The sequence below is a fragment of the Pseudomonas sp. W2Oct36 genome, from assembly GCF_041060465.1.
GTDB classification, from domain to species: Bacteria; Pseudomonadota; Gammaproteobacteria; order Pseudomonadales; family Pseudomonadaceae; genus Aquipseudomonas; species Aquipseudomonas graminis_B.
On the sequence record NZ_JAUERW010000023.1, the window covers coordinates 55,033 to 64,672 of the forward strand.

The 9,640-nt window shown below is 63.5% G+C and carries 9 protein-coding genes; 7 read left to right on the plus strand and 2 right to left on the minus strand.

The genetic code is table 11. The features are described from left to right. Positions 1–3: 3 nt before the first annotated feature. Positions 4–627, minus strand: coding sequence for a hypothetical protein (locus tag QWI18_RS22830; protein WP_369319931.1), 624 nt, complete (start codon positions 625–627; stop codon positions 4–6). A 324-nt stretch (positions 628–951) separates the two neighbouring features. Here QWI18_RS22830 and QWI18_RS22835 point away from each other — a divergent pair, with 324 nt between their 5' ends. Next, positions 952–1,647 carry a heavy metal response regulator transcription factor gene (locus QWI18_RS22835; protein WP_065988665.1) on the plus strand — a complete coding sequence of 232 codons (696 nt, stop codon included), beginning with the start codon at positions 952–954 and terminating at the stop codon, positions 1,645–1,647. Continuing rightward, positions 1,620–3,047, plus strand: coding sequence for a heavy metal sensor histidine kinase (locus tag QWI18_RS22840; protein ID WP_369319928.1), 1,428 nt, complete (start codon positions 1,620–1,622; stop codon positions 3,045–3,047). The genes QWI18_RS22835 and QWI18_RS22840 overlap by 28 nt, the downstream gene beginning before the upstream one ends. 3 nt (positions 3,048–3,050) lie before the next feature. On the opposite strand, the gene QWI18_RS22845 is transcribed toward QWI18_RS22840, so the two are convergent. After that, on the minus strand, positions 3,051–3,719 hold the full coding sequence (locus QWI18_RS22845; protein WP_065988667.1) for a polysaccharide lyase family 7 protein: 669 nt from the start codon (positions 3,717–3,719) through the stop codon (positions 3,051–3,053). A 570-nt stretch (positions 3,720–4,289) separates the two neighbouring features. Between QWI18_RS22845 and QWI18_RS22850 the strand changes: the two genes are divergently transcribed. The 5 genes from QWI18_RS22850 to QWI18_RS22870 are packed head-to-tail and all read left to right on the plus strand — an operon-like array spanning position 4,290 to position 9,382. Next, complete coding sequence (locus QWI18_RS22850) at positions 4,290–4,742, plus strand: MarR family winged helix-turn-helix transcriptional regulator (RefSeq protein ID WP_192130104.1); 453 nt, start codon at positions 4,290–4,292, stop codon at positions 4,740–4,742. Continuing rightward, positions 4,739–6,838 carry an FUSC family protein gene (locus tag QWI18_RS22855; protein ID WP_192130103.1) on the plus strand — a complete coding sequence of 700 codons (2,100 nt, stop codon included), beginning with the start codon at positions 4,739–4,741 and terminating at the stop codon, positions 6,836–6,838. Before QWI18_RS22850 ends, QWI18_RS22855 begins: the two co-directional genes overlap by 4 nt. After that, positions 6,835–7,044 (plus strand): DUF1656 domain-containing protein, encoded by a 210-nt coding sequence (locus QWI18_RS22860; RefSeq protein WP_065988670.1) that lies wholly within the window; start codon positions 6,835–6,837, stop codon positions 7,042–7,044. Before QWI18_RS22855 ends, QWI18_RS22860 begins: the two co-directional genes overlap by 4 nt. Beyond that, entirely contained in the window at positions 7,041–7,961 is a 921-nt protein-coding gene (locus tag QWI18_RS22865; protein WP_192130102.1) for an HlyD family secretion protein, read from the plus strand. Before QWI18_RS22860 ends, QWI18_RS22865 begins: the two co-directional genes overlap by 4 nt. Then, positions 7,958–9,382 carry an efflux transporter outer membrane subunit gene (locus tag QWI18_RS22870; protein ID WP_192130101.1) on the plus strand — a complete coding sequence of 475 codons (1,425 nt, stop codon included), beginning with the start codon at positions 7,958–7,960 and terminating at the stop codon, positions 9,380–9,382. Before QWI18_RS22865 ends, QWI18_RS22870 begins: the two co-directional genes overlap by 4 nt. Positions 9,383–9,640: the final 258 nt, after the last annotated feature.

Sequence of the window (9,640 nt, forward strand, 5' to 3'; positions counted from 1 at the left end):
CGCTTACATCGGCGGCTGGAAGCCGTCTTTGCCGACCGCGACACCGCGTGCGGTCTTGCCGTCTTCGCCCGGGAACACGACGATTTTTGCGCCCTTGACCAGCTCATCGACCTTGCCCGACTGCACGTAGGCAATGGGCACGTCTTCCGGCACGACCAGCTGCTTCTCGCCGCCTTTGTAGCCGACGCTCAGGGTACGGCCGTTGGCCTTGCCGCTCAGCTTGCCGACGGTGCCATTGGTCATGGTGCCGGTGGTGCCGTCAGCGTTTTCCCAACCGTAGTGGCCTTCACCGCTGCCTTTCAGGCTCGGTTCGAACACCGTCACTTCCAGGGCCTTCAGCGTGCCGTCGGGCTGTGGGGTGGCGGCGGAGCCGATGAAGCTGTCCGCTTTGATCGACGCGATGTCGGTCTTGGAGACCAGACGGATGCCGGTCTTGTCGGTCAGGCCAATGCTCTGATGGGCGCCGGAACGGGTGGTGAAATTCAGGGTGTTGCTGTCGACGCTGTCGACCGTCCCGCGCAGTGGCTTGACCACCGGCATGTCAACGGCGGCCATGCCGGCGGCGGATGCCATGACGGCGGCGCTGAGCATCAGCATGCCGAACGTGGTGGTCAGGGCTGTCTTCATCTTCATCGGTGGATTCCTTCAGGCAGTTGGGGAAAGGTGAAGCTGAGGGTCATGTGTGTTGCATGACGGCCATCCTGTACCCGCAACCGGCACCCGACAATGACCGCCCGATTACATTTTTGTCATTCAAGCACACCAGCGTTGAGCGTGTCCGCCAGGGCGCAATCAATGACAAAAATGTAACCGACCGCGCGCCATCCGTTGGTTACACTCCACATCCGGCGCGGCCTGCAGCCCTTCGCGCCGCTTCTGTCCAATCTGATCACCCACCTGACAGCCCACGCCGGCGACGCTGCCAATGACGTGAAGCGAGCCTGACCGACGATGCACATTCTGCTTATCGAAGACGACACCAAGACTGGCGAGTACCTGAAGAAGGGCCTCACCGAGTCCGGTTACAAAGTCGACTGGACCCAGCACGGCACCGACGGCCTGCACATGGCCCTGGAGCACAGCTACGACCTGCTGGTGCTGGACGTCATGCTGCCGGGCATCGACGGCTGGCAGATCATTGAAATCCTGCGGGCGAAGCAGGACGTGCCGGTGCTGTTTCTCACCGCCCGCGATCAGTTGCAGGACCGCATCCGCGGCCTCGAACTAGGCGCCGACGATTACCTGGTCAAGCCGTTCTCGTTTACCGAACTGCTCCTGCGCATACGCACCATCCTGCGGCGAGGGGTGGTGCGCGAGGCCGATCATTTCCACCTCGCCGATCTTGAACTGGACCTGCTGCGCCGTCGGGTCACGCGCCAGCAACAGGTCATCACCCTGACCAACAAGGAATTCGCGCTGCTGCATCTGTTTCTGCGCCGCGAGGGCGACGTGCTGTCGAGGGCGCAGATCGCTTCGGAAGTCTGGGACATGAATTTCGACAGCGACACCAACGTCGTCGACGTGGCGATCAAGCGCCTGCGCAGCAAGGTCGACACGCCCTACCCGATCAAACTCATCCACACCGTGCGCGGCATCGGTTACGTCTGCGAGGTACGGCCATGCGAGCCCGACGCCAGCCATCCCTGACCCTGCGCGCGACCCTGGCGTTTTCGGTGGTGGCCATGCTCGCCGTCGCCAGCGCCGGCATGTACCTCTACGAGACCATGAAGGGCGCGGTGATGACCCGCAGTGACCATGCGGTGCTGGCGCGCCTGGATCACTTTCGCAAACTGCTGCAATACGACCTGACCCTGACCACGCTGCAAAGCAGCCCGCAGCTGTTCGAGAACATGCTCGACAGCGAAGACGACATTTTCATCATCGCCGAGCCGGGCAAGCCTGCGGTGATCATGGTCAATCCGCTGCATGCGCCGCTGCCGCCAATGCCGGTGGTGCCGGCCAACATGCCGCTGGGCGTGGCCGACATGCGCAGCGGCCTGCTGGATTCCGGCGTGCCGATGCGCGCGGCGACGGTCGAAGCGGTGTCCGGCGGCAAGGTTGTGCACCTGACGGCCGCGCACATTGCGGTCAAGGAGATGGCCACCCTGGCGGGTTTCCGTAACCGCATCCTGCTCGCTGTGTCGCTCGCGTTTGTGCTGACGGCGTTGCTCGGATATGTGTTGCTGCGACGGGGTCTGCGGCCGTTGCGCAGAATGGCCAGCCATGCCGCGGCCATCACCCCGGCGCAACTGGACAGCCGCATGGACAACCGCGACACACCGGTGGAGCTGCAGCAACTGGGCGAGGCGTATAACGCGATGCTCGACCGTCTTGCCGATGGCTATCAGCGGCTGACGCAGTTTTCCGCCGACCTGGCCCATGAGATCCGCACGCCGGTGGGTTCGTTGATGGGGCATTGCCAGGTGGCCCTGCGGCAACCGCGCACCGAGGATGAGTACCAGGCGTTGCTGGCCTCGAACCTGGAGGAGCTGGAACGGATCTCGCGAATGGTCGAAAGCATCCTGTTCCTGGCGCGCGCCGATGAAGCCCAGGCCGCGCTCAATCGCCAGACGCTGGACCTGGCGGATGAAATGCAACGGGTCGCGGGCTATTTCGAAGGGTTGGCGGAAGAACGGAACATCGCCCTGCACACCGAAGGCGACGCTCGGATCGAGGCCGATCCGCTGCTGCTGCGAAGGGCCCTGAGCAATCTGGTGGCCAACGCGATCCGCTACGCCGACGAAGGCAGTGTGATTGACATTCGCGTAATCGAGAGCCGAGTGGTTGAGAACGGCAGGCAGTGCCGCATCGAAGTAGAGAACCAGGGCCCGACGCTGGACGGCGCCACCCTGGGCAAGCTGTTTGACCGCTTCTATCGCGGCGACGCCTCACGGCACCAGAGCTCCGATTCCAACGGACTCGGCCTGGCGATCGTGGCCGCGATCATGCAGTTGCATGGCGGCGAAGTGTCGGTCAATCAGCCTGCGCCGGGGCGGATCTGTTTCGCACTGATGTTCCCGCGCCAGCCCGGAGCCTACCTGCTGTAGCCCTCACGCCTTCTTGTCGTGGGTGGCCTGCAGTTTGTAGAACGTCGCCGCCCCGCCTTCGGTGGCATAGCCAGCGTTGTCCTGGGTGTACACGCCCGCCTTGAAATACAGCGGCTTGCCTTTCCAGGTCAGGTCCAGCTTGGCGCCCCACTGCATGTCGTAGGCATTGACGGTCAGGTTGCCAGCCTGGGTCAGGTGGATGGTGTAAGTGAAGCGTTGCTTGAGCAGCACGCCGGTTGCCACTTGAATGACTTCGGGCTCGGACGTCGGCGTCGCGCGATACTTCACCACGAGGTTGCCGGTCTTGGTTTTTTCCTTGTACTGGTATTCGAGCTTGAGGAGCGGCTCGGTACTGCCAAAGGCGTGGATCTGACCGATGACGATTTTGCCCGAAGAAGGCACTTGGTCCACGGTGAGCGCGGCACGCAGGAAGTTGTCCGCGTCAGAGTAGGTCCAGTTGTGAACCGCACCGTTGGCGTAGGTTTCACGCAGCTCCGTGCGGGGAAATTTGGCATTGTCAGTCCTTGACCCTGTAACCGGCGCCCAGAAGAACAGCGTGTCCCCTGAACGGAAGTAACCATCCTGGTAACCGCCGACGAGTTTCGGCGTGTCGATGGTGGCGGCTGCGATACCGACCGGTATAGAAAGATTCCAGATGGCGAGATCAATCATGGGTGCACTCATGGTGCGCGAGGCGCACAGCAAAGAAGGTGTCTGGAACAGGCCTGTCACTGCCGTTCCCGTCATCTTTGCTATCGGCTGAACCGTTTGATCTTTAGTCGCCCCCGGAGTCAAGAAACCGCCGAACCTGCAGAAGCAGCCCCCAAAGAAAGCACAGTGCCACTATTAAGGCAAAGTGGCTCATTGCCCCCATGTTTTGCCCAACCAGCGGAAACCGGGGAGAAGGGCTAATAATTTGGCGCCATTTTTTTGGAGGAGCGCTTAGACGACGCTCAGAAAATTAGTTCAGCCAGCGAGGATTCAGCCGACAGACGGTATCGGAAAATTCCTGCTTCGGGTCGTCCCGCCTTCCTACTCAGCGATCAGAGCCATCTGGCGCGCCCCATACTCTCTGTCAAACATCCGGCCAGACCGTCCTGCGACAATCCGCCCGGCGCCCCAAGACAGATTCCATTTGACGACCCCACAGTGTTACAAGATATTATTAGTTAGCAACCTAATAATGCAGCGCCTAATCATTCAGGCCCTAACCAAACTCTGTATCGTTCCAATGGCCTCTTCATGAACCCTGACACCCTGCAAATGCGCATTACCGGCGGCGTCGTCGCGGCCTCCCGGCAGTGGCGTCGTGTCTGCCAGACCACGCTGATCAACGTTGGCGTCACCGAAGCCTGCGCCGGCCCGTTGCTGATGATCGCGCGCCTGGGTGAAGGCGTGCGTCAGGTGACGGTGGCCCAGGCCTGCGGGCTGGAAAGCCCCTCACTGGTGCGCCTGCTCGATCAGCTGTGCAAGGCCGGACTGGTGCAGCGCACCGAAGACCCCACCGACCGACGCGCCAAGGCCTTGAGCCTGACCGATGAGGGCCGCGCGTTGGCCAACGCCATCGAGGAAGAGCTGATCCGCCTGCGCCGCGACATCTTCAGCAACGTCGATCCCGCCGACCTGGAGGCAACGTTACGGGTGTTCAACGCCATCGCCCAAGCCACGCCAATGGCGCCGGAGTCGTCATCTTGAGCGGCAGGTTCAACGGGTTTTTCGACGGCGTACCGCCGGGTCGCGACTGGTTCTACGGCGTGCGCACGTTCGCGGCGTCGATGCTGGCGCTGTACATCGCACTGATGATGGAACTGCCCCGCCCCTATTGGGCGATGGCAACGGTGTACATCGTTTCCAGCCCGTTCGTGGCGCCGACCAGTTCCAAGGCGCTGTACCGCGCCGCCGGCACGCTGCTCGGCGCCGCAGCGTCGGTGGTGCTGGTGCCGATGTTCGTGCAGACGCCGTTTTTGCTGGCCGTGGTCATCGCACTGTGGACCGGCACCCTGCTCTTCTTGTCCCTGCACTTGCGCACCGCCAACAGCTACGCGCTGATGCTGGCGGGTTACACCATGCCGCTGATTTCCTTCCCCGTGGTCGACAACCCCCAGGCGGTGTTCGACATCGCCGTCTCGCGCACAGAGGAAATCTTCCTCGGTATCGTCTGCGCCGCGGTGGTCGGCGCGATGTTCTGGCCGCGTCGGCTGGCGCCGGTGCTCGTCGACGCCATGGGCAAGTGGTTCAAGGACGCCTCGGCTTACAGCGACCTGTTCCTCTCGCGCAGCGCCACGCCGGAAGCCGTCGGCGGCCTGCGCACGGCCATGGTCGGGACCTTCAACAGCCTGGAGCTGATGATCGGCCAGTTGCCCCACGAAGGCGCCCATCGCCAGACCGTGCGCAACGCCAAGGAACTGCGCGGACGGATGATTCATCTGCTGCCGGTCATCGACGCCCTGGACGATGCACTCTGGGCGCTGGAGCGGCGTTCGCCCGAGCACGTCGCCGACCTCGCCCCGCTGCTGATCGAATGCCGCGACTGGGTCGAGCAGACCGCAGAAGGTGCACCGATCACGTATTGGAAAGCTCTGCACACCGAGCTTGATCGCCTGCAACCCACCCCTGCGCAGATTGACGATCGCCGGCACCTGCTGCTGTCGAACGCGCTGTATCGCCTGCGCGAGTGGATTGACCTGTGGCAGGACTGCCGCAGCCTGCAGCACGCCATCGAGACCGATGACCACTCGGCGTGGCGCGCGGTGTATCGCCATTGGCGGCTGGGGCGGCTGTCGCCGTTTCTCGATCGCGGGATGATGCTGTATTCGGTGGCGACCTCGGTCAGCGCCATCATCGTCGCGTCGGTGCTGTGGATCTTGCTGGGCTGGCAGGATGGCGCGAGCGCAGTGGCGCTGGCGGCGGTGTCGTGCAGCTTCTTCGCGGCGATGGACGACCCGGCGCCGCAGATCTACCGCTTCTTCTTCTGGACCATGATGTCGGTGATCTTCGCCAGCCTCTATCTGTTCGTGGTGCTGCCCAACCTGCACGACTTCCCGATGCTGGTGCTGGCGTTTTCAGTGCCGTTCATCTGCGTCGGCACCCTGACCGTTCAGCCGAAGTTCTACCTCGGCACGCTGCTGACCATCGTCAACACTTCGTCCTTCATCAGCATCCAGAGCGCCTACGACGCCGACTTCGTCAACTTCGTCAATTCCAACCTGGCCGGGCCGGCGGGTCTGGCATTCGCCTTCGTCTGGACGCTGATCGTCAGGCCGTTCGGCACCGAAGTGGCGGCCAGGCGCCTGACCCGCTTCAGCTGGCGCGACATCGTCTCCCTCAGCGAAGACGCCACCCTGGCCGAGCACCGGCACATGGGCGTGCGCATGCTGGACCGGCTGATGCAGCACCTGCCGCGCCTGGCGATCACCGCGCAGGATTCCACCACTGCACTGCGCGAAGCGCGGGTTGCCCTGAACATGCTGGACTTGCTGGCCTACATGCCACGGGTCGACCCCGCGCCGCGCCAGCTGTTGCGCCAGGTCGCGACCGAAGTCGGTGCGCATTTCCGCGCCTGCCTGAAAGCCCGGGAGCGTTTGCCCGCCCCTAAAGGTCTGCTGATGACCATGGACCGCGCCCGCCGCGCGCTGGCGTTCAACGGCGAAGATGATGACGACGCGCGGCTGAATCTGCTGCACGCCCTCAGTGGCTTGCGCCTGGCGCTGCTGCCGGGTGTGGAGATCGTCGATGTGCTCGCCGAGCAGGAAGAACAACCGCCCTATGGCATCGATGGAGCGCCCTTATGATCGGTGATGTGGACATCAGCGGGATCTTCCTGCCGACCTTTCTGGTGCTGATGGGCATCGCTTACCTGATTTTTCTGGTGGTGCACGCCGTGTTGACGCGCGCCCGCTTCTACCGCCTGGTCTGGCACCGGGCTTTGTTCAACGTCGGTCTATACGCTCTGTTGCTCGGCGTCGTGGATACCCTAAGTCGATACCTGATGAAATGAAAAAACCTCTACTGACGCTGGGCCGCGTGGTCCTGACCCTGCTGGTTGTCACCCTCGCCGCGATCGTCGTGTGGCGCATGGTGATGTATTACATGTACGCGCCCTGGACCCGCGACGGGCACATCCGCGCCGACGTGATCCAGATCGCTCCGGACGTTTCGGGGCTGATCGAGAAGGTCGCGGTGAGTGACAACCAACTGGTCAAGAAAGGCCAGTTGCTGTTCACCATCGACCAGGACCGCTTCCGTCTCGCCTTGCGCCAGGCCCAGGCGACCGTGGCCGAGCGCAAGGAAACCTGGGAACAGGCCCAGCGCGAAAACCGGCGTAACCGCAGCCTCGGCAATCTAGTGGCCCGCGAGCAATTGGAAGAAAGCCAGTCCAGGGAAGCCCGCGCGTTGTCGGCCCTGAACGAAGCCCAAGTGGCGGTCGATTCGGCGCAACTGAACCTGGACCGCTCGGTGATCCGCAGCCCGGTGGACGGCTACCTCAACGACCGTGCGCCCCGCGACCGCGAATTCGTTAGCGCCGGGCGCCCGGTGTTGTCGGTGGTGGACAGCAACTCCTTCCACATCGACGGCTACTTTGAAGAAACCAAACTGGACGGGATTCACATCGGCTCCGGCGTAGACATCCGCGTGATCGGCGACAACGCCCGCCTGCGCGGCCATGTGGTGAGCATCGTCGCCGCCATCGAAGACCGCGACCGCAGCAGCGGCTCGAACCTGCTGCCCAACGTCAATCCGGCGTTCAGCTGGGTGCGTCTGGCCCAGCGGATTCCGGTGCGCATTGCCTTTGATGAAGTGCCGGCGGATTTCCGCATGATTGCCGGGCGCACGGCGACGGTATCGATCATCGATGACGCCCGCGCAGATACTCAGGGAAATGATCAAACCGTCCAGCCAGGAGCGCCCAAATGAAACACCGCGCACGCCTGCTGACCGTGGGCCTGGGCTTGCTGCTGTCGGCTTGCACCGTGGTCGGCCCGGATTACACGCTGCCCGAGAAAGCCGCCGTCAATCGCCCCGATCTGCACGGCGAGCTGGCCGGTTCGTCGACCAATGTGGTGTCGGCGCCGGTGCCGGCTGACTGGTGGCGGCTGTATCACGATCCGAAGCTTGATGAACTGGTGGGTCAGGCGCTGGTGTCGAGCACCGATTTGCGCGTCGCGGCGGCGAACCTGCAACGGGCGCGCTTTCAGATGAACGAAGCCGATGCGGCCGGCGGCTGGAGCGGCACGGCCAAAGCCGGTGCGCAGCGCTTGCAGGAGTCCGGCCAGGCCTATCTGCAGCCGGAGAAAGTACCGGTGGCGAACGTCGGCGATGTCGGCCTGACCACTTCGTATCAGTTCGACCTGTTCGGCGTGCTGCAGCGCGGGATCGAAGCGGCCCAGGCCAACGCTGACGCGACCCAGGCGGCGGCCGACACGGCACGCATCACGTTGGTGGCCGATGTGGTCCGCGCGTACACCCAGGTGTGCGCCGCCAACGAAGAACGCAACATCGCCCTGCACTCCCTGGACCTGCAGAAGCAGGGCCTGAGCCTGACCCAACGCCTGCGCGATGCCGGCCGTGGCGATGAAACCCAGGTGACGCGCTCGCAAACCCAGTTCCGCTCGCTGCGTGCTGACTTACCGCGTTATGAAGCGGCGCAGAAGTCGGCGTTGTATCGGTTGTCGATGCTCCTCGCCCGGCCGCTGAACCAGTTGCCGCAAGGAGTGGCGGAATGCGCCGAGCTGCCGCACATCGCTCAAGTCATGCCGGTGGGCGATGGCGCCGCGCTGCTCAAGCGTCGCCCCGATGTCCGTCAGGCAGAACGCCGCCTGGCGATGTCGACCGCGGCCATTGGTGTGGCGACCGGCGAGTTGTATCCGGACATCAGCATCGGCGCGACCGTAGGCACTGTGGGGATTCTGGATGAACTGGGCGATCCGTCGACCAATCGCTGGGGCTTTGGTGGGGTGATCAATTGGACCATCCCGTCCAATGGCGCACGGGCGCGAATTCACATCGCCGAAGCGTCGAATCAGGTGGCGCTGGCGCGTTTTGATGGCGTGGTGCTGAACGCGATCCGCGAAGCCCAGACCGGGCTGTCGCAATACACCGCGCTGCTGGAACGCCGCGATGCGTTGGTTGAAACCGAGGAGTCGGCGCGCCAGGCTGCGGACCAGACCCATCGGTTCTTCCTGGCCGGCCGCGAATCCTTCCTCGCCGACCTGCAAGCCACCCGCACCTACACCGACGTCACCGCGCAACTGGCGGCGGCGAATACCCAAGTGGCAATGGGACAGATCGACCTGTTCCTGGCGCTGGGCGGGGGTTGGGAGAACGGGCAGCAGTGAGTTCTCGCGGGTTGGCACGGACTGCTTTTTGTGGGACCGGCTTTAGCCGGGAAGGCGTCATGTGTCACACCGCGAGATTGTTGTCGCCTACACCGGCCTTTTCCCGGCTGAATCCGGTCCTACTGGGCTAGCAGGTCCCACTGACTGACCGCGTGTGTTGTGGGACCGGCTTTAGCCGGGAAGGCGTCATGTGTCACACCGCGAGATTGTTGTCGCCTACACCGGCCTCTTCCCGGCTGAAGCCGGTCCTACTGGGCT